At 53.5% G+C, this 20,460-nt stretch carries 20 protein-coding genes; 6 read left to right on the forward strand and 14 right to left on the reverse strand.

All coding sequences use genetic code 11. From position 1 onward, the window contains the following. Positions 1 to 177 precede the first annotated feature (177 nt). The gene (locus tag U0026_RS12805) at positions 178 to 1,347 is read right to left on the reverse strand and encodes a methyl-accepting chemotaxis protein (RefSeq protein WP_062777650.1); all 1,170 of its coding nucleotides are present in this window, start codon (positions 1,345 to 1,347) and stop codon (positions 178 to 180) included. A 375-nt stretch (positions 1,348 to 1,722) separates the two neighbouring features. Here U0026_RS12805 and U0026_RS12810 point away from each other — a divergent pair, with 375 nt between their 5' ends. Then, positions 1,723 to 3,861, forward strand: coding sequence for a putative bifunctional diguanylate cyclase/phosphodiesterase (locus tag U0026_RS12810; protein WP_241974001.1), 2,139 nt, complete (start codon positions 1,723 to 1,725; stop codon positions 3,859 to 3,861). Between the two features lie 38 nt (positions 3,862 to 3,899). Here U0026_RS12810 and U0026_RS12815 read toward each other — a convergent pair whose 3' ends face one another. Then, on the reverse strand, positions 3,900 to 4,346 hold the full coding sequence (locus U0026_RS12815; RefSeq protein WP_062777730.1) for a DMT family transporter: 447 nt from the start codon (positions 4,344 to 4,346) through the stop codon (positions 3,900 to 3,902). 3 nt (positions 4,347 to 4,349) lie between these two features. Next, positions 4,350 to 4,784: a DMT family transporter gene (locus tag U0026_RS12820; protein ID WP_062777654.1), complete on the reverse strand. Its 435-nt coding sequence runs from the start codon at positions 4,782 to 4,784 to the stop codon at positions 4,350 to 4,352. A gap of 97 nt (positions 4,785 to 4,881) precedes the next feature. On the opposite strand from U0026_RS12820, the gene U0026_RS12825 reads away from it, so the two are divergent. Together U0026_RS12825 and bdcA are read left to right on the forward strand one after the other, a co-directional pair. Continuing rightward, on the forward strand, positions 4,882 to 5,826 hold the full coding sequence (locus tag U0026_RS12825; protein ID WP_062777656.1) for a LysR family transcriptional regulator: 945 nt from the start codon (positions 4,882 to 4,884) through the stop codon (positions 5,824 to 5,826). A gap of 123 nt (positions 5,827 to 5,949) precedes the next feature. Further along, positions 5,950 to 6,663: an SDR family oxidoreductase gene (bdcA, locus tag U0026_RS12830; protein ID WP_062777658.1), complete on the forward strand. Its 714-nt coding sequence runs from the start codon at positions 5,950 to 5,952 to the stop codon at positions 6,661 to 6,663. Positions 6,664 to 6,720: 57 nt separating this feature from the next. On the opposite strand, the gene U0026_RS12835 is transcribed toward bdcA, so the two are convergent. Next, positions 6,721 to 8,337: a peptide ABC transporter substrate-binding protein gene (locus U0026_RS12835; protein WP_062777660.1), complete on the reverse strand. Its 1,617-nt coding sequence runs from the start codon at positions 8,335 to 8,337 to the stop codon at positions 6,721 to 6,723. Positions 8,338 to 8,528: 191 nt separating this feature from the next. Here U0026_RS12835 and mpaA point away from each other — a divergent pair, with 191 nt between their 5' ends. Further along, a complete protein-coding gene (gene mpaA / locus U0026_RS12840) occupies positions 8,529 to 9,248 on the forward strand; it encodes a murein tripeptide amidase MpaA (RefSeq protein ID WP_062777661.1) in 720 nt (239 codons plus the stop codon). On the opposite strand, the gene ycjG is transcribed toward mpaA, so the two are convergent. After that, positions 9,239 to 10,204, reverse strand: a complete 966-nt coding sequence (ycjG, locus tag U0026_RS12845) for an L-Ala-D/L-Glu epimerase (RefSeq protein WP_062777663.1) — start codon at positions 10,202 to 10,204, stop codon at positions 9,239 to 9,241. The two genes, mpaA and ycjG, sit on opposite strands and share 10 nt — an antisense overlap. A 100-nt stretch (positions 10,205 to 10,304) precedes the next feature. Here ycjG and tpx point away from each other — a divergent pair, with 100 nt between their 5' ends. Then, on the forward strand, positions 10,305 to 10,811 hold the full coding sequence (tpx, locus tag U0026_RS12850; RefSeq protein ID WP_062777665.1) for a thiol peroxidase: 507 nt from the start codon (positions 10,305 to 10,307) through the stop codon (positions 10,809 to 10,811). Between the two features lie 50 nt (positions 10,812 to 10,861). Here tpx and tyrR read toward each other — a convergent pair whose 3' ends face one another. The 7 genes from tyrR to pspA form a co-directional block, all read right to left on the reverse strand. Beyond that, entirely contained in the window at positions 10,862 to 12,403 is a 1,542-nt protein-coding gene (gene tyrR / locus U0026_RS12855; RefSeq protein WP_062777667.1) for a transcriptional regulator TyrR, read from the reverse strand. A gap of 253 nt (positions 12,404 to 12,656) precedes the next feature. Next, positions 12,657 to 13,712: a YcjF family protein gene (locus U0026_RS12860; RefSeq protein ID WP_062777668.1), complete on the reverse strand. Its 1,056-nt coding sequence runs from the start codon at positions 13,710 to 13,712 to the stop codon at positions 12,657 to 12,659. Next, positions 13,709 to 15,106 (reverse strand): YcjX family GTP-binding protein, encoded by a 1,398-nt coding sequence (locus U0026_RS12865; protein ID WP_062777670.1) that lies wholly within the window; start codon positions 15,104 to 15,106, stop codon positions 13,709 to 13,711. Before U0026_RS12865 ends, U0026_RS12860 begins: the two co-directional genes overlap by 4 nt. Positions 15,107 to 15,138: 32 nt before the next feature. Beyond that, positions 15,139 to 15,357: a phage shock protein PspD gene (gene pspD / locus U0026_RS12870; RefSeq protein ID WP_062777672.1), complete on the reverse strand. Its 219-nt coding sequence runs from the start codon at positions 15,355 to 15,357 to the stop codon at positions 15,139 to 15,141. Positions 15,358 to 15,371: 14 nt separating this feature from the next. Next, positions 15,372 to 15,731 carry an envelope stress response membrane protein PspC gene (pspC, locus tag U0026_RS12875; RefSeq protein WP_062777674.1) on the reverse strand — a complete coding sequence of 120 codons (360 nt, stop codon included), beginning with the start codon at positions 15,729 to 15,731 and terminating at the stop codon, positions 15,372 to 15,374. Continuing rightward, the gene (pspB, locus tag U0026_RS12880) at positions 15,731 to 15,955 is read right to left on the reverse strand and encodes an envelope stress response membrane protein PspB (protein ID WP_062777676.1); all 225 of its coding nucleotides are present in this window, start codon (positions 15,953 to 15,955) and stop codon (positions 15,731 to 15,733) included. The genes pspC and pspB overlap by 1 nt, the downstream gene beginning before the upstream one ends. A 52-nt stretch (positions 15,956 to 16,007) precedes the next feature. Further along, positions 16,008 to 16,676, reverse strand: coding sequence for a phage shock protein PspA (pspA, locus tag U0026_RS12885; protein ID WP_062777678.1), 669 nt, complete (start codon positions 16,674 to 16,676; stop codon positions 16,008 to 16,010). Between the two features lie 152 nt (positions 16,677 to 16,828). Here pspA and pspF point away from each other — a divergent pair, with 152 nt between their 5' ends. Beyond that, complete coding sequence (gene pspF / locus U0026_RS12890; RefSeq protein WP_164717400.1) at positions 16,829 to 17,812, forward strand: phage shock protein operon transcriptional activator; 984 nt, start codon at positions 16,829 to 16,831, stop codon at positions 17,810 to 17,812. Here pspF and U0026_RS12895 read toward each other — a convergent pair. Then, the gene (locus U0026_RS12895) at positions 17,809 to 19,194 is read right to left on the reverse strand and encodes an MFS transporter (RefSeq protein WP_062777682.1); all 1,386 of its coding nucleotides are present in this window, start codon (positions 19,192 to 19,194) and stop codon (positions 17,809 to 17,811) included. The two genes, pspF and U0026_RS12895, sit on opposite strands and share 4 nt — an antisense overlap. A gap of 23 nt (positions 19,195 to 19,217) precedes the next feature. Continuing rightward, complete coding sequence (locus tag U0026_RS12900) at positions 19,218 to 20,390, reverse strand: M20 aminoacylase family protein (RefSeq protein ID WP_062777683.1); 1,173 nt, start codon at positions 20,388 to 20,390, stop codon at positions 19,218 to 19,220. Between the last annotated feature and the right edge of the window lie 70 nt (positions 20,391 to 20,460).

Below are 20,460 nucleotides of genomic sequence, written 5' to 3' on the forward strand. Positions count from 1 at the left end.
GATAACTATTTATCCTGATAGTCTAGCCATCTGCTTATGTTAAGCAACCAGCGGCGGTGCCATCGCGCTGAAATTATTCGTAAAAACACATGTCGCAGCATGATGAAGCCTGAAACTTTGGCAGATTTTTTTCAAAAAAAAGCCCGGCAAATATGCCGGGCGATGTGGGATAGACTGTCAGAAGGATTGCCAGAAATGCCGGTCATTGGCTCCGGCTATGGAAGGCTGTAACGGCTGGGCGGCGGACGGTTCGCCAGGATGGCGCGTCTCGTTGCCGATACGGAAGCTTTGCGTCCGTGACTGCAGTTCAATCACCTGACGTTTAAGAATATCGGAGGAACCCGCCAGCTCCTCCACCACACCGATATTGCTTTGCGTCACGGTTTCCAGCTCCGCCAGTGCCATCGTAATCTGGTCGATGCCTTTTTCCTGCTCGGACGTCGATACCGCAATCTGCCCCATCAGGCTATTAAGCTCACCGGAGCCGGTCACAATCTCCTGCATATTTTTTTCAGCCTCAGCGACAATATTAGCTCCCTGCGTCACGTTTTCACTGGTGACGTTGATAAGGCTTTTAATACTCTTCGCCGCTTCCGCACTGCGATGGGCCAGATTACGCACTTCGCCTGCCACCACCGAGAATCCTTTACCGTGATCGCCCGCCCTCGCCGCCTCTACTGCCGCATTCAGCGCCAGAATATTGGTCTGGAAGGCAATACCATCGATCATGGCGATAATTTCCGTCATCTGCCGGGCGCAGTCGGTAATGGATTGCATATTAGTAGCAACGTCGCCCATTAACGCCCCACCTTTGCGCGCGCACTGCGTTGCTTCGCCGGCTCGTTCGCTCGCCAGACGGGTATGATCGGCGTTATTTTTTGTACTTGCCGCAATCTGTTCCATACTGGCCGCCGTTTGCATTAACGTTGCCGATTGCTGCTCGGTTTTCACCGACAATTCTGCGCTACGATTCGCAAGCTGCTCCGATAGCGTCATTGCCGTATCCGATGACGAACGAATTTCCGCCACCAGTGTTGAAATATTATTGGATAAACTGTTGATCCCTGGAATTAAGCGCCCCGCACAGTTATCACCGAAAATGGGAATTCGTACCGCCAGGTTACCGTCGTTAACCTCATCAATACTGCGTTTAACCGCATTGATTGGCGTCACCAGATATTTAGTCATATACAGCCACAGCAATGCTAACGAAGCAACCCATACAATATTAATCGCCAAATGCAAGAATATATTCTTTGATAATATTAAGCAGATCACATCTGCTATAACGAAGACCGATAAAGTAAATATCAGGATAAACGTTCGGACGCTAATGTTTTTAAACATAACTCTTTCCCAATTCCTGGTGTGTATTTTTGTTATATCACCAGAAGTTGTATTTTCCAGACCATTTTAACGATTTTCAATACTTTAACCGTTAGCTGCGCCAGTTTAACTTTCTTCAGACACTTATCTCAACCTAAACCAAATTTATGATGACAAATCCATAAAAGCAACTTAACCACATGGATTGCAAGAATAACATAAACCTTCGCCTCTCTTTGTTTACCCGTATTTCATCTTGATTAAGCATGGCTAAATAAAGGAAGCCAGATTTTTAATCCGTTAAAAAGAATAGATTTATGCCATTATTTATCTGGCTTAAATTCGGATTATACTGATAGATTAATGAGAATCTCTTTATGAAAAGGTATGGATTGCATGATGCTGCACGCCTCGTGGGACCCGATACTCGTCGGTATTTCATTTCTGGTCGCTTTTATCGCGTCTTTTGTCGCACTGGATAGTGCGGCAAAAATTGCTGCATCAAATAAAAAAGCGGCACTATTCTGGCGAATAACAGGCGGCGCCACCCTGGGTATTGGTATTTGGTCAATGCATTTTATCGGCATGCTGGCGATGAAAATGTCGATGCCGATGAGCTATCACCTTGAACTTACCCTTATTTCGTTGCTGGCGGCAATCTTTGCTTCATCACTGGCGATTAATATTGCCGTTTCTGGGAATACGCTTTCGCTAAAACGTCTGTGTCTTGCTACCGCCCTCTTAAGTAGCGGCGTGGTGACAATGCACTACGTGGGAATGGCGGCGTTGATGGCACACGATGAAATTACGTGGAGCATCCCGTTAATTATCGCATCAGTGGTGATTGCTATTGTCGCATCATGGGTTGCCCTGTGGCTGGCATTCAGCCTGCGACTAAACAGCAAGGGCGTCCTGCTGACGCGCATCGGCGCAGCGCTGGCGATGGGTGTGGCGATTGCCGCGATGCACTACACCGGCATGAGCGCCGCGACATTTAACGGTCATGGCCACGCGATGGTTCACCACGCGGCGATGATCAGTGAAGAAGGCTTGTCTATTTGGGTCTCGGTGACCACACTGCTACTGCTCGGACTGATGCTGATGATCTCGATGGTCGACTCCCAGGTTCGCACCACTCGCCTGACGGAGAATCTGCAGCGGCTCAACCAGCAACTTGAACAGCAGGCCCGTTTTGATGGTTTAACTGGCCTGGCAAACCGCAGCCAAATTGATATGCGACTGCTCGCCTGCCTGCACCAATCGCGACTGGCGGGAACTTCATTTGCGCTGGTATTGATGGATCTTGACCGTTTTAAGCTGGTGAATGACGCCTGGGGGCATCACGTTGGCGATAATCTACTGGTTTCGGTAGCCAATCGCATGAGCGCATGCCTGACCGCAAAAATGACGCTTGCGCGTATCGGCGGAGATGAGTTTATTCTGCTGGCACCGGACTGTAGCGAAGCCGAAATTGCCGATATCTGTACCCGTATGGTCGAGAGCATTCGCCGCCCGTTTTATCATTCCGGCCAGATACTGCAAATTTCACTGAGCGTGGGTATCAGCCTTTATCCAAAGCATGGCGAAACGCCGCAAGAACTAAAGTTATCGGCGGATACTGCCATGTATCACGTCAAGCATAGTGGTCGTAACGGCTGGGTTTTTTATCATGAATCAATGCTCGACAGCACCTGGCAAGGCGCGCATTTTCTCCAGGACCTCACTCAGGCACTCGAGCGCGGGCAGTTTGAACTGTGGTATCAGCCTAAGTATCACGTCAAAGAAAAACGTATTTACGGATTTGAAGCACTGCTGCGCTGGCGGCATCCTAAGAAAGGCGTGTTGCTACCTGATTTGTTTTTGCCGACGCTGCAAAATACCGGGCTAATTACCCCAGTCGGTAACTGGATTCTGGAAAAAGGCTGTGAGCAACTGCATAAATGGAGCCTTGCTGGACACGATGACTGGACGCTGTCGCTTAATATTTCCCCCGTGCAGTTTGAGCAACAAAACTTTTACGAACTGGTGTGTGAAGCGCTTGTCCGTCATCGCGTGTCACCGACCCGCTTAATTATCGAGCTAACGGAAACCACCGCGCTGCATGGTTTTGATCGCAGCGCACAGATATTTGATGATTTTTGTCGGATAGGCATTACCTTGTCGATTGATAATTTCGGTGTGGGGTATTCGAATATGCTGGCGCTTCAGGATTTGCCTGCCAGAGAGTTAAAAATTGATAAAAGCTTCATGAAAGATATGCGCGAGAACAGCAAAAATATCAAAATCGTCTCAACCATCATCAACATAGCGCATTCCATGAATATGGACGTAGTGGCAGAAGGCGTTGAAACCTCCGAACAACAGCGGATCCTTTCCGGGCTTGGCTGCGATGCGCTACAGGGGTTCTGGTTCTCTGACCCGGTGCCGGAAGAAGATATTGATATCATGCTCAGTAATTTGCCACTGAGTGGCGACCCCAACGCGCCAGCGGCTATCCGTCGGGATATCTCATCGGGGAAAAAGCGCCAGGCTTAAAAATGACGGTCAACAAGATGTTGACCGCCGCTTCAGACTTACGCCGCTTTATTGCTTGAATAGATAAAGTAGAGTGCAATGCCCAGACATGCCACCGCCGCCAGACGGGTGAATGAGAAGGCGATGGTGGCATTATGCAACCAGCCAAAATGATCAATTAACATACTCATGGCAAGCTGTCCGAAGATGACCGCCACGGTGGCAACACCGGTGCCAATTCGCTGCACGGCGATAACCATAATCACAATATACGGCACACCCAACATGGCGCCTAAAAGCTGCCATTTGGGCACATCCCGTAACGTGATGGCCTGTTTAGGTTCAAAATAGATAATCAATAATGCGGTGACTATCGCCCCCACCGAGAAAGTTAAAAAGGCACATTTCAGCACCCCGACTTGCCCCCCGAGTCGGCCATTGATCGCGGCCTGTACGCTCAACGTTGCGCCACCGATAACGGCCAGTAAGATCATCAATATCGTCATCATTTATCCCTTTGCGACCAGCAATAGCGCGGCCAAAATGAAAACCAGCGCATAGACGCGGCGGACATTAATTTTACGGTGTGGGGTACCAAACAGACCGTAATGGTCAATCAACAGGCTTTTGAAAACCTGTCCTGCAAGGACGCCAATCATGGTCATCGCCACGCCGATAATAGGTGCGGCGACGGTTAACACCACCACATAGATGGGGCCTAGCACGCCACCAAGCAGCGTCCAGCCTGGCTGCGTGAAGTACGACGGCGCACTGCGTGGGCTAAAGAACAGCATCAGTAAAAAGGTCAAGATCGTTCCTATGCCGAAAATGCTGAAGGTCGCCCATAGGTCACCAACTTCACCGCCCAACGGCCCCAAAATCCCCGCCTCCACGGACAGCCCCATTCCTCCGGCTATCGTCAGTAATATCAGTACAAATTGCATCAATCACTCTCCCGTATAAATTGACGAGGAAGATAGGTGATTCGGACTAACTTAAAAATGGTATAAGTGAGGAAACACTTTTTCAGGATCTGCATTAATGCTCGATCTCAGCAGCATCAATATCCGTACACTTTTATTCTTTATCGCCGTTTATGACGCGCAGAGTTTCTCGCGGGTCGCGCGCAAAGATGGCGTTTCCGCGTCGATGATTTCTCGCACCATGCAGCAGTTTGAAGAGGCTGTTGGACAGCAGTTGTTCTATCGCAATACCCGCTCGGTTATCCCGACAGAAGCCGCCCATCAGTTGATTGAGTACGTTAGGGCTGTAGCTGATGAGCTAGCTCGCGCGAAAGAAGTGCTGCAAAACCGCGCAGCCACTCCGTCCGGTACGGTGCGCATCAACGCCCCCGTCTTCTTTGGGCAACGCCACATTGCCCCATGGCTCAGCGGTCTGATTGAACGCTACCCGGCGCTACACGTGGAACTGATCCTGACCGATGATTTTATCGACCCACATCGTGAAGCCGCTGATGTTATCTTTCGCATTGCCGCTCTCTCCGACTCAGGGCTTCACGCCCGTACTCTGGGTTTCCAGCAGTATCATCTGGCGGCCTCACCCGGCTATCTGCAGAAACACGCCATGCCGCAGACGCCTGACGATATTTCACAGCACCAATGCCTTGTGTACAAAGGCTCTTCCGGCGCTAACCGCTGGTTGATAAAACAAGGCGCAGAACCCTGGACGCACTATCCCGTTGCCGCCCGCATGACTTCTAACAACGCGGAGGCGCTGCTGACTGCCGCATTAAGCGATATGGGGCTGGTGCTGTTCCCGGATTGGTTGATTGGCGACTGCCTGAAGAGTGGGACGTTGGTGAAAATTCTCCCGGACTATGAAGTGGCGATACACGCCGAAGCCCAGCAAATATCCGCTATCTACCCGAATGCGCGCCATCCTCCGCTGAATGTACGAGCAGTGATTGATTACTACCTTGAGGTGTTTGGTACGCCACTCTATTGGCAAGTGTCATCGCCGGACTAACACGAGATGCCCCGTCATGTTTAGCGCCCAAATAACGCTAAATTTGTCTTCTATACTCCTTCTGGCAGCGTCAATTGCCGAAACCCAGCGTCGTCTTAGGACACACTTATCAGGAGTATTCTTATGACCCTGTTTCATAACAAATCCGTACTGGTTTTAGGGGGCAGCCGCGGTATTGGCGCAGCCATCGTCAGACGTTTTACTGCTGAAGGGGCTTCGGTGGTGTTCAGCTATGCCGGGTCACGTGAAGCGGCAGAGCAGATTGCCACCGAGACTGGAAGTCAGGCTGTCCATGCCGACAGCGCTGACCGGGATGCCGTCATTAAGCTGGTCAGCGATAGCGGCCCTCTGGATATTCTGGTCGTTAATGCAGGGATCATTTTGTTTGGTGATGCACTAGAGCAAGATCCCGATGACGTAGACCGGCTGTTTCGCATTAACATCCACGCGCCCTACCATGCTGCCGTAGAAGCCGCGCGGAAAATGCGCGACGGTGGGCGGATTATTGTCATCGGTTCGGTCAACGGCGACCGCATGCCATTACCAGGGCTTGCGGCTTATGCCGTAAGTAAATCCGCCTTGCAGGGATTAGCACGCGGGCTGGCGCGTGATTTTGGCCCGCAGGGCATTACGGTGAATGTGGTTCAACCTGGTCCGATAGACACCGATGCCAATCCGGAAGACGGCCCGTTAAAAGAGTTAATGCACAGCTTTATGGCAATAAAACGTCATGGACGAGCAGAAGAAGTGGCGGGAATGGTCGCCTGGCTGGCAGGGCCTGAGGCTTCGTTTGTGACGGGAGCGATGCACACTATCGACGGCGCGTTTGGTGCCTGATGAAATAAATACGCTGGCATGAATTAACGCCAGCGTAAGATTATTTACCGATAAAAATCAGTGTTTCACCAAATACATCGTATGCGTATACGCCACATCTTCCGGGTTGGTTATCGGATATCCTTTCACCCACGGCTTAATTAAGCGCCCGTTGGTATACTGATAAATAGGCGCAATCGGGGCTTTCTCCGCGAGGATTTTTTCCGCTTCGTTGTAATCAGCATTACGTGCCGCAGCGGTATTTTCCTGCGAAGCCTGACGGATAACTTTATCGTAAGCCGGGTCATTAAAGCGTGAGATATTGCCGGTATTGGTTGAGGTCAGCAGCGACAGGAAGGTTGACGGTTCGTTGTAATCACCGACCCACGAGGCGCGGATCACATCGAAATTACCGGTATTACGGCTATCGATGTAGGTTTTCCACTCCTGGTTTTGCAGCTTCACATCGACGCCCAGATTTTTCTTCCACATCGACGCTACCGCAATGGCAATTTTCTGATGGTTTTCTGACGTGTTGTACAACAGCGTCAGGTTCAGAGGACGACCAGGGCCATACCCTGCTGCCTGCAACAGCGTTTTCGCCTGCGCATTGAGCTCAGCCTGGCTGCTTTGTTCCATCGCAGACGGTTGCGGCTTAAAACCCGCCGTCACGTCTGGCGTTAAACGCCACGCCGGTTTTTCACCCGTCCCCAGCACCTTCTCTGCAATAATACGACGGTCGATAGTCATACTGAGCGCCAGGCGCACACGTGCATCGGCGGTCGGCCCTTTCTGGGTATTGAATGCGTAATAGTAAGTGCCCAACTGCGCGGGAGTATACACCTGCCCCGGCAGCTCTTTTTGCAGCTTCTGGTACTGGTTTTTCGGGAACGACTCGGTGATATCGATATCACCGGCGCGATAACGTTTGGTCGCCGCTGACTCCTGGTTAATCGGCACGAAGGTCACTTTCTGGATAATCGTTTTAGCGTTATCCCAATAATGCTTGTTTGGCGTAGCGACCAGTTTTTCGTTAACCACACGATCGACCAACACGTATGCGCCATTCCCCACCAGTTTCCCCGGACGCGTCCAGTTTTTATCACTGTCAACGTTGGCTTTGTTGACCGGGAACAGCGAGAAGTTGGCCGTCAAATTCACAAACCACGGCAGCGGTTTATCAAGCTGGACGCGCAGCGTGTGCACGTCAACTGCGGTCACCCCCAGAGTCTCTGGCTGGGCTTTACCGTCGATGATGTCTTGCGCATTCGTCATACCTGCCAGTGCCGCAAACCAGGCAAAAGGCGACGTTGTTTTTGGGTCAACCAGCCGCTGCCAGCTGTAGACAAAATCCTGCGCGGTCACCGGCGTGCCGTCTGACCATTTCGCATCATTACGCAGTGTAAAAGTCCAGATTTTCTGATCGTTGGTTTGCCAGCGAGTCGCGACACCCGGAATGATATTGCCGTTGGCATCCTGATTGACTAACCCTTCAAACAGGTCGCGGATCACCTGAATTTCAGGCAGGCCCACCGCTTTAGCAGGATCGAGTGAAGCCGGTTCATCTTTAATATGGCGCACCAGCTCCTGCTGTTTAGCCAATACAGTCCCGGCGGGAACGTCGGCCGCCGCAGCGGCAAAACTCAGACCTGACAGTAACGCGGCGCTACAGGCCAGGGTGATAGGATACTTCATGACATCCCCTTAAAAGTAAAAATCCCAGATAACTTAATGAAAATATTATTTGTTTCACTTTCCATAAATGCAAATGTCATATCACAGAAAGTTGATTTGTGCCGTCAATTACTTCTCAGGAAACTATTTGATTCGCGGCGATTTTTGCACAACACTGCACAGTATCTCCGTTTAGCATCAGGAATCGACGCATGTCTGCACTCCGCCCTCGCGCCCAGCGCGGCGCGTTCCCGCAGGGGACACAACATTACGGCCGTTCCATTCTGGGCGCGCCACTCATCTGGTTTCCCGCGCCTGAGGCTAGCCCACAGAGCGGTCTGATTATTGCCGGTACCCACGGGGATGAGAATTCGTCCGTCGTCACCCTCTCCTGCGCCCTGCGTGCGCTGGCCCCTGAACTCCGTCGCCATCACGTCATTCTGGCGGTGAATCCGGATGGCTGTCAGCTTGGCCTGCGGGCAAATGCCAATGGCGTTGATTTGAACCGCAACTTCCCCTCGGCTAACTGGAAGGCTGGCGAAACGGTGTATCGCTGGAACAGTGCTGCACAACAGCGCGACGTGGTACTGACGACCGGCAGCCGCCCAGGCTCCGAACCGGAAAGTCGCGGGTTATGCCAGCTCATCCATCAAATTAACCCGGCATGGGTGGTGTCGTTCCATGATCCGCTGGCCTGTATTGAGGATGCTCGTCGCAGCGAGCTGGGGCAGTGGTTATCCACGGCCTTCGCCCTGCCGCTGGTCAGCAGCGTCGGTTATGAAACGCCGGGATCGTTTGGCAGCTGGTGCGATGATATTGGTCTGCATTGCATCACCGCCGAGTTTCCACCGGTCTCTTCAGACGAGGCCAGCGAGAAATATCTGGCCGCGATGACCGATTTGCTGCACTGGCAACCTGCCGGTCACAAATGAAGCGTTCCGCAGCTAAAACGTAGCGCAGGCTGCGCGTCGGCGGCAAGCCACGTCGGGCCGTCGAGGTCGGCAAACCTGACCAGTGGCGCCAGCGGCAAAGCGGCGGAAATGGCTCTGGATGTACAGAGCATACAGCCCAGCATCAGGCCAAAACCCTGTGCTTTAGCCTCGGCGGCGAGCGCCAGCGCCTCCGTTAATCCGCCCGTTTTGTCCAGTTTGATATTGACCATCTCGTAACGCCCCCGTAGCACCGCAAGGTCTTCGCGGGTATGGCAGCTTTCATCGGCGCAAATAGGCAGCGGATGAATGAAGTTATCCAGCGCCTCATCTTCGCCCACGGGAAGCGGTTGCTCCAGCATGGCAACATTGAGATCGGCCAGCAGTTGGCAGCGTGCCGCCAGACCATCGCCTCGCCACGACTCGTTAGCATCAACAATCAGCGTGGCATCTGGCGCGGCCTTGCGAATGGCAACCATACGTTCGCTGATAAAATGGTTATCCAGTTTGACCTTCAATAACGTCGCCCCGCTGTCAAACAGCGCTTTCGCGCTGGCGGCCATCTGTTCCGGTGTACCAATCACCACCGTCTGCGCGGTGATGACTTTCTTCGGGAGCGTGACGCCTAATTGTGTGACAACGTCACCGTTAACTAATCCACTCTCGAGACTCCACAACGCGCAGTCCACCGCATTGCGCGCGGCACCGGCGGGCAGCAAGTTCGCCAGTTGTTCACGCGTTGCTCCATGCTCAAGCTGTTCGCCAATCACCATAATTTGTGCCATGACGGAGGCAATACTTTCGCCATAACGCGGATAAGGAGTGCATTCACCGATGCCTTTCACCCCGTCCTGCTCCAGCTCAACCACCACCACTTTGGCCTCACTGCGGCTTCCACGTGCAATGACAAACGGCGTGTGTAGTGGCCAGGCTTCTTCGAATACGCGCAGCTTTCTCATTCTCAGTCCTTTTATTGAGGCACAAATAGGGTTTGCCGTGTTAACACCTGATGTCATACACTAGGGCAGACGTTAACTATATGTAAACAGGAAGATAATCATGTCGCAAACCGTACATTTCCAGGGCAACCCTGTTGCCGTTCAAGGTTCTATCCCAAAGGCGGGCGATAAAGCTCAACCGTTTACGCTGGTGGCAAAAGATCTGTCTGACGTCACCCTAGGTCAGTTCGCTGGCAAACGTAAAGTGTTAAACATTTTCCCAAGCATCGATACCGGCGTTTGCGCCGCATCTGTGCGTAAATTCAACCAGCTGGCAAGCGAACTGGAGAACACCGTTGTTCTGTGTATCTCCGCTGACCTGCCGTTTGCCCAGTCCCGCTTCTGCGGCGCTGAAGGCCTGAGCAACGTGGTTACGCTGTCCACCCTGCGCGCCCCTGAGTTCCTGCAGACCTACGGCGTCGGTATCGCTGACGGCGGTCTGAAAGGCCTGGCAGCTCGTGCTGTTGTAGTTGTCGATGAAAACGACAACGTGGTGTACAGCGAGCTGGTGAACGAAATCACCAACGAGCCAGACTACGATGCGGCACTGGCAGCGCTGAAAGCGTAATCGCCTGACCGCCAAACAAAAACAGCCTCTTTTCAGAGGCTGTTTTTTTATCACTCTTCGCCCTTCTTATTGCTCAGGCTATATTCACGTAATTTATTCGCAATCGCGGTATGCGAGACGCCAAGGCGTTTCGCCAATTTACGCGTACTTGGATAACTGTGATAAAGCTGGGCCAACACCGAGCGCTCAAAGCGGCGCGTGATCTCGTCCAGTGAACCTTCCATTGCCTCTTCACCCACCGCGGCACTGGTCACATCGTTATCCGGCAACAGCACGTCCTGCGGACGCAGTTCGTACCCTTCAAGCTGAGTCAGCGCGCGATAGACCGCATTTTTCAATTGGCGCACGTTGCCAGGCCAGCCGTAGCGCGTTAATACGGTGTTGAGATCGCTTGAGAGTTTCGGGCGCGAAATACCTTGCTCATCGGCAAAGCGGGCAACAAACAATTCCGTCAGCGGCATGATGTCCTGTGGACGATCGCGCAGCGGCGGCAGATTGAGCGTCAATACGTTGAGGCGATAGTAGAGGTCTTCACGGAACAACCCTTTTTGCACCAGCTCGACGAGATTTTTTTGCGTCGCGCAGATAACACGGACATCAACATGCACTTCATGATCTTCGCCCACGCGGCGGAAAGTGCCGTCATTGAGGAAGCGCAGCAGTTTAGTCTGCATACGCGGCGACATTTCACCGATTTCATCCAGCAGCACCGAACCGCCGTTAGCCTGCTCAAAGAAGCCTTTCTTGCCTTCTGCTGCATCGCCAAACAGTTCGCTCTCCACCGCATCTTCCGGAATCGAACCACAGTTCAACGCCAGATACGGTTTCGCCGCCCTTGGGCTGGCAAGGTGGCAAGCATGTGCCAGCAGATCTTTCCCGGTCCCCGTTTCACCGACAATCAGTAACGGCGCGGTCAGCAGGGCCAGTTTACGCGACTGTTCCACCACCTGACGCATGCGTGGGCTGACGGCAACAATCTGGCTGAATGCGCTAACGTCCTGCGTCGTCATGGTTTGCAGCTGGCGACCCATTCGTAGCGTCGAGCGCAGCATGATCACCGCCCCGCCAAGAATACGGGTATCATTTTCGCCGTTCAGATAGACCGGCGTGGCTTCCAGCAGGAAATTCTGCCCCTGAATCACCACGTGTTCGGCAATAGATTCAACATCATCACTTTCCAGCCAACGCGGAAAGTTAAACCCGCTTATCAGCTGCGTGACGTTATGATTGCGCATCTTCTCCTGGCTCATGCCAAAAAGCTGGCAACTTGCCGGATTAGCGCGTTCAATTTTACTGCGCGTGTCCAGCGACAGCACCGGCTCCGGCATCGCTTCCAGCAGGGCGCTTAGCGCCAGATGCTCGCGTTCAGAAGGCATCCACGGTACGGTGCGGACATCCGTCACTCCGTCGATACGGCGGATTTCTGCCATCAGGCTGCTGAAGCTGGTGAATTCCAGCTCCGCGAAATTAAGATAGATTCGGCCAACAGGGTCGATATCGATACCGCGCAGGTCAATGCCGCGCAGTACCAGTAAATCGAGCAGTTCACGTGTCAGACCGAGACGGTCTTCACAAAAGACTTCAAGACGCATGGGAGTTTTCACCCTTAAAAGCCAAAGACGTATGAATAATAAGACAGTTCTTCGCTGGCGGGAAGATGACTGTCAACAATTATTGACAGTATGGCGGAAAAACAGCGGGTTTGCTGTAAAGATATACGTTTGAGAGCATAAAATGCGAAGTAGCGACAACGGAGCAGTCCCGGCGGCGCTTCGCTTGGCCGGGCTACTCATTGGTGTAGGCCGGATAAGGCAAAGCCGCCATCCGGCAATCTGCACGATTAATTTATTGCGCCGCTGATTTACCTTTCTGCAGTGTCTCTTTCAACTGCCCAATCAGTTCACGGCGGAAATCGCCTAAACGGGGTTTATCGTTATCCAGCCACGGTAACGGGCGACACAGTTCCATAGCTTTAATCCCCAGGCGCGCCGTGAGCAACCCGGCACCGATGCCTTGTGCCGCACGGGTGGACAGGCGCGCGGCAAGATCCTGCGACATCCAGTCCATACCGATTTCACGCACCAATTCCGTGGCACCGGCAAAGGCGATGTTGATCAACACCAGACGGAACAGGCGCAGTCGGCTGTAATAGCCCAGCTCAATACCGTACAGGTTTGCAATGCGGTTAATCAGGCGCAGGTTACGCCAGGCGATAAAGGCCATGTCCACCAGCGCCAGCGGGCTAACGGCAATCATCAAAGTCGATTCTGCCGCAGAGCGGCTAATTTCTCGCCGCGCCTGGGCGTCCAGCACCGGCTGCACCAGGTGGGCATACAGACTCACCACCTCCCGGTCGCTCTGAGTTTCATGAATCGCCGCGTACCAGCGCTGAAGCGCCGGATGCGATTGATCCAACCCGGCCTGGCGGGCTAATCCCTCACAGAACGCTCGCCCCTGGCCCACGCCATGGCTGTGCATCAAAGTGCGCGCTTCATCACGCTCTTGTGCCCGCTGACGTAAACGCCACAGTCTGCGCCATTCGGTGGCAACCGATCCAACACCGGCCCCAATAATCAGCGCACCCGCCACGCAACCGCCCAGCGACACCCAATCCTGAGTCTGCCAGGCATTTGCCGTCCACTGCACGCCTTGAGCAACGACGCTAAGACCAAACAACCCAAGACCCGCACCGACCATTTTACGCCATAGGCTACGTTTTGGACGCAGCGCAGCTTCAATACTGGCCTCGGCTTGCCCTTCGTTTTCGGCTTCATCAAGGCTCACCGGCGCGAATTTCTCTGCCGCCTCGCCGTCAAACGCCTGCGAGGTTTTAAACTGTTCGAGTTTGGCCTCTTCGAGAGGGCCTGCAAAATCAATCCGTGGTTTAAAAGAATCACTCATCGCAGTTTATCTCCTATCAAAAACTCCAGCGCGGCATCCAGACGGATATGCGGCAACGGCTGGTCAACGTCCATGGATTGCGGACGGAAATTCTCAAACTGAAAGCCCTGCTTATCCCAGAACGCTTGCCCCGGCAGACGTGCCGGTACTTCGCCGGGATAAACGGTCAATGGCTCACCATCGCTTAAACGGTGACCACGCAGTGCCGGGATTTTCTCGCCGTTAACTTCAATCAATCCGCTTTGCGTTGCCTGCACCGACGCGAGTCCCAGACAGTCCATGGTGATGCCTTCAAAAGCCGCATTCTGCCAGGCGTCCTGAATTAACTGCTGCAATAACGACACCATATTGCCATGCTGATCGACCGTCACATGATCGGCCTTGGTGGCAGCAAACAGCAGTTTGTCGATAACCGGGGAAAAGAGTCGACGAAACAGCGTGCGCTGCCCGTAGTGGAAGCTGTGCATCAGTTGCGTCAGCGCCAGGCGCATATCGTTAAACGCCTGTGGGCCGCTGTTGAGCGGCTGTAAACAATCGACCAGCACAATCTGCCGGTCGAAGTGCAGGAAGTGATCTTTATAGAATCCTTTGACCACTTTCTCGCAGTAGTAATTAAACCGTTCGCGCAGCATACCGGCATTGGTGCTTTTGCTCGCCTGCGCCAGCTTAGTTTCGCCGACACCGTCCACGTCCGGCCATGGGAAGAACTGGAGCGCAGGCGCACCGGCAAGCTCGCCGGGCAGCACAAAACGCCCCGGCTGAATAAAATGCAGCCCTTGCTGTTTGCACTGATGTAAATAGTCGGTCCAGGCCTGCGCAATCTCGGCTAGACGGTTTTCGTCGGCGGGCGCCAGCGGATCCAGCCCTTCACAGAGCTGCCGCCATTTTGCCGACCACTCGGCGCGCTGGCCGTTCAACAGCCCGGTCATCTGCCGCGACCAGCTTAAATAATCCTGGGTTAACATCGGCAGGTCGAGCAACCACTCGCCGGGATAATCGACAATCTCCAGGTACAACGTGGAGGTTTCTTTAAAATGGCGTAGCAGAGAGTCGTTGGATTTATAGCGCAACGCGAGGCGGATTTCGCTCACGCCTCGGGTCGGCGTAGGCCACATTGGCGGCTGCCCGTAAAGCTGCACCAGTCCTTCATCGTAGGTAAAACGGGGAACACCGAGATCGCGCTGAGGAATACGTTTCACCCCCAGCAGACGCTCATCTCTGACCGCACTCAGTAGCGGCAAACGCGCACCGGTGTGAATATTCAGCAGTTGATTGACCATACCGGTGATAAAAGCGGTTTTGCCGCTGCGGCTTAAGCCGGTCACGGCAATACGAAGATGCCGGTCAACGCTACGGTTGACCAGCGCATTGAATTCAGTTTTAAGTCGCTTCATTGCTTATTACATACTCCTGTCAACGCCAGAGTTTATTTTGCCATGGGGAAATACCGTTTGGCGAGGCGCGACAACAGCGGTTCCAGCACCACCGCCAGGACCATTTTCAGCGGGCGGCGAGCAACAGACTTAATCGCCCACCCGGCAACGCCTGCCGGGCCGTAGCGTAACGCAGTCAGCAGCGCTAACTTGCCGACGATTTTCAGACCCGGTTTCACTTTCTGCCCTGCTCGCTGCCATTTATTGTTCATCATTAACCTCTTACTCAGAGTTGACGGAACCGGCTGCGCAAGCTGAAAACATCCGATGTCACATAGCGTTCCATCTCGCGCAGACGCTGTTCCCCAGCGGCCAATTCGGCATCTACCGCATCCAGCAAATCACGGTTGGACGGTTGGTGTTCATTATAGTTCGCCCCTTCCGGCATCGGGTCTAAGGCAAACGTCAGAATAATGTAGGCGACCACCACAAAGAAAAAGAGACCAAAGATCATCGCCAGAACGGTAATAATGCGCACCAGCTTCACCGGCACGTCAAGGTACTGCGCAATCCCGGCGCACACCCCTTTCACCATACCTTGCTGCGGAATACGCCAGAGCTTTTTATTGAAATCCCATGCGGCCATTATTTGTCCCTCCAGTTCGGATGCTCTGCATCAAGAATGGCTTCCAGCGCCTGAATACGCTCGCGCATCCGTTTTGCGTCATCGGTTAATTGCATCAACCGCTGCTTTTCACCCTGGGAGAGTTCACCCGAGCGGGAACGGTTGCTGTAATGCAGCCACAGCCAAATCGGCAACACAAACAGCACAAACAACGTCAGGGGAATGCCAAGAAAAAGCGCGCTCATAGATACTCCTTATGATTTATGAGCAGCGGTACTCTACGTACCGCCGGATTTATTATTCGTTGTCTTGCTTCATTTTGGCTTTCAACGCGGCCAGCTGATCGCTAATTTCATCATCAGCTTTCAGTTCGGCAAACTGCTGGTCCAACGACGGTTGTTTACCAAAACCGTGGCTTTCTGCTTCGGCTTCCATATGGTCAATGCGACGCTCAAAGGATTCGAAACGTGCCATCGCTTCATCCAGTTTACCGCTGTCCAGTTGGCGACGCACATCGCGGGAAGAACTCGCCGCTTGATGACGCAGAGCCAATGACTGCTGACGCGCACGGGTTTCGCTGAGTTTATTTTCCAGCTCGCCAATTTCTTTTTTCATGCGAGACAGCGTTTCATCCACCAGCGTCACTTCATGCTCAAGGGTGGCAATAACGTCGGTCAGCTTCTGTTTTTCAATCAGCGCCGCACGCGCCAGATCCTCTTTATCCTTACGCAGCGCCAGTTCAGCTTTCTCCTGCCACTCATGCTGCTGTGCCAGTGCTTTCTCAACGCGACGGCTCAGTTCTTTCTTTTCCGCCAGCGCACGTGCGGAAGTAGAGCGGACTTCAACCAGCGTATCTTCCATTTCCTGGATCATCAGACGCACCAGCTTTTGCGGGTCTTCCGCTTTTTCCAGCAGTGAGTTGATGTTAGCGTTCACGATGTCGGCAAAACGAGAAAAAATACCCATAATTCAATCCTCATAGTTCTGTGTTTCGGGCTAAGCCCTGCGTAGAGACTATTACAAGTTCCATGCCAACTTTTTATCTTATTGATTATCAAAGAAGTGATTGAATTTCACTCGGTTAACACCTACAGTGAAATGGCGAATTACACCAACTAGTGGCGAATTTCATCATGGCAGATTACAAAGATAACCTTCTCGGCGAAGCGAACCGCTTTCTCGAGGTGCTTGAGCAGGTTTCACGGCTGGCCCCTTTGAGTAAACCGGTGTTGATCATCGGTGAGCGCGGTACCGGCAAGGAGCTTATCGCCAACCGTCTGCACTACTTGTCTTCGTGCTGGCAAGGGCCGTTTATCTCGCTTAACTGTGCGGCGCTCAATGAAAATTTGCTCGATACCGAACTGTTCGGCCATGAAGCCGGCGCGTTTACCGGCGCGCAAAAGCGCCATCCGGGACGTTTTGAGCGCGCAGATGGCGGCACCCTCTTTCTTGATGAGCTGGCGACCGCGCCAATGCTGGTGCAGGAAAAGTTGTTACGCGTGATTGAGTACGGTGAACTTGAGCGCGTCGGCGGCAGCCAGCCGTTGCAGGTTAACGTGCGCCTGGTGTGCGCCACCAATGCCGATTTGCCGCAGTTAGTCGACGATGGCACCTTCCGTGCCGATTTACTGGATCGTCTGGCGTTCGATGTCGTGCTGTTGCCGCCGCTGCGCGAGCGCCAAAGCGACATTATGTTGATGGCGGATCACTTTGCCATTCAGATGTGCCGGGAGCTAAAGCTGCCGCTGTTTCCCGGTTTCACCGAGCGCGCCCGCGAGACGCTCTTACATTACCGCTGGCCGGGGAATATTCGTGAACTGAAAAATGTGGTGGAACGTTCGGTGTATCGCCATGGCAGCAGTGAAATCCCGCTCGACGAAATTGTTATCGATCCCTTCCATCGCCAAATCACGCGCGAACCCCAGCCGACAAATGAAAGCGTGGCGCTGCCGCTTGATCTTCGTCAGTTCCAGCTATCACAGGAAAAAGACCTGTTACAGCAAAGTCTGCAACAGGCCAGGTTCAATCAAAAACAGGCGGCGGAACTGCTGGGCCTCACCTATCATCAGCTACGCGCGCTATTGAAAAAGCATCAGCTTTAACGCGTCTTTGGCAGCATAACGGCGCTGACCAGCATCGCTCCCAGACATAAGGCACAGTTAAACCACAGCGCGTACTGTGCCGCCGTCGCCATCCCTTTCGGCAAGAACAGAGCGTATAGCGAGGCGGTAATGGCCAGACCAAACGCACCGCCCAGCGAACTGCCCATCTTATAGACGCCTGAAGCCACTCCCACCTTGTTTTCCGGCGCATTGGTTACGGCGGTATCCGTTGATGGCGTGGCGTAACATCCTAGCCCCAAACCGAACAGCACGTTGCTGAAGAACACCGTGATGATGTAGACACCGGTGTCGAGGAAGGTGCAGGAGATCAGGAATATCCCCACCATCGCAATCAGTGGCCCGCCCATCATCGGCAATCGAGCGCCATAGCGTTGCAGCAACTTTTCACCAACCCGAATCATCAGCAGCACGGTGACCAGATACCCCAGCGTCATCATTCCCGTCTGGAAGGGGCTCAGATGACGTCCTTGCTGAAGCCAGATACTGGTGATCATCATGGTGCCGATTGCGCCATTGAGCATAAAATTAGACAGCACCGCTGCACCATAGGCACGATTTTTAAACAGCGCAAAGTCAATCAGCGCGGCGTCCTTTTTACGCATTTCCGTACGCAGGAAAAGGAGAACCGCGACCACCGCCCCCAGTAACAGGGTCAGTGCTAACGGACTGGTCCATCCCCAATGATGGCCTTTCGAGATAAACAGATTGAACAGCACCAGCGCCACCACCAGACTGAGCAACCCGCTGACGTCCAGTTTATGCTGTCCCGCCGTTTCACTGCGGCTTTCCGGGGTGGTGCGAATCAACATCAGTGCCGCTAACGCAGTCACGATAGAAAAGACAAAAATCCATCGCCATCCCAGCCCGGTCGCAATAGCACCGCCCACAAAGGAGCACAAACCGCTGCCGCCCCATGAGCCAATGACCCAGAAACTGACGGCCCGCTGACGCGCTTTGCCGGCATACCAGGTTTTAATCAAGGCAAGCGTTGCGGGCATAATACAGGCAGCAGAAAGCCCCTGTATCACCCGTCCCGCCAGAAACAGCACCGGACCTTGCGAAACCACCAGCATCGCGCTGCCAACCATGCTTAACATCAGACCAATGGTTGTTAGACGAACGCGGCCAAATTTATCCGCCAACCCGCCGCTCACGACGACAAAACAACCGCTGAACAGCGCGCTCAGACTGACGGCAAGCGTGAGCGTTTCAAGCGAGATATCAATACTGCTTTTGACGACCGGCACGACGTTAATCACCGACTGGGCAAATAGCCAGAAGGTCAGGACGCTTAATACAATTCCCGCTAGCAGGCGGTCGGTGCCGACGTACGGCGCGGCATTTATCGAAACGCTACTCATGGTTCGCCCTCTTTCACATGGCGCTAGGCGCGCAGATAGTGTTCGGTGAGGCCACACCACAACGCGGCACCGGTGAGCAGGATTTTGTCGTTAAAATCGTAACCCGGGTTATGTACCATGCAGCGGTCCGGCTCATCGCCCGCCCCGATGGTGAAGTAGGCGCCTTGTGGATTTTTCTCGAGCATAAAGGCGAAATCTTCGCTGCCCATAAACGGTGAAACGGTACCTACCGCCTCTTCGCCAAATAATGTCGTCGCGACCTGGCGCACCATCGCATTGGCGAGAGGGTCGTTTTTCAACACCGGGCTACCGTTGACATGGGTGAGCGTGGCGCTCGCGTTGAAGCTTTCGGCCTGGGATATCGCGATAGCATGAATGCGTTGTAGTACGGTTTGACGAACCTGCTCATTGAGCGTGCGCACCGTCAACTTCATCAGCACTTTGTCGTTAATGATATTCGGCGCATGACCCGCCTGAATGCTGCCCACGGTGACCACTGCCGGGTCGAACGGGCTGATATTGCGCGAGACAATAGTTTGTAGCGCCAGCGTGATATGACAAGCCACAACGGTTGCATCGACCGTATGCTCCGGTACCGCGCCATGTCCACCTACGCCCTGGACCTCAATGTGTAGCGTGTCCGAAGAGGCCATCATCGCGCCATCACGCAGGCCAATTCGGCCAAGTTTTTGCCCCGGCATATTGTGCAGGCCAAAAATCTGGTCGCAGGGAAATTTATCAAACAAGCCGTCTTCCAGCATCACCCGACCGCCGTACAGCAACTCTTCTGCCGGTTGAAAAATCAGGTGTAGCGTGCCGTTAAACTGTCGGGTTCGCGCCAGATATTCCGCGGCATACAGCAGCGTTGTCGTGTGACCATCATGGCCGCAGCCGTGGAAGCGGCCATCGGTTTGGCTGGCCCACGCTTTACCGCTATTCTCTTGCATCGGCAATGCATCCATATCAGCACGAAGCCCCAACCTTTTCTTGCCGTCGCCCACTTTGAGCGTCGCCACCACACCGGTTCCCGCCAGGCCATAATCGACCTCATATCCCCACTCTTTGAGCAACGTCGCCACCTGCTGACTGGTGCGATGTTCCTCAAAACCGATTTCCGGCTGCTGATGAAACTGGCGACGGAGTGCGGTAAAACGCGCTTCCTGGGTCTGTAATGCTTCAACGATAGGATGTGTCATTTTTGTTATCCCTTTATTGCTTCACAGTGATAACGTCGAGTTTATGTCGCCCACCTGGCTTTAAAATGCA

Origin of the sequence: Kluyvera intermedia (assembly GCF_034424175.1) — a bacterium.
In the GTDB taxonomy this organism is placed as follows: domain Bacteria; phylum Pseudomonadota; class Gammaproteobacteria; order Enterobacterales; family Enterobacteriaceae; genus Kluyvera; species Kluyvera intermedia.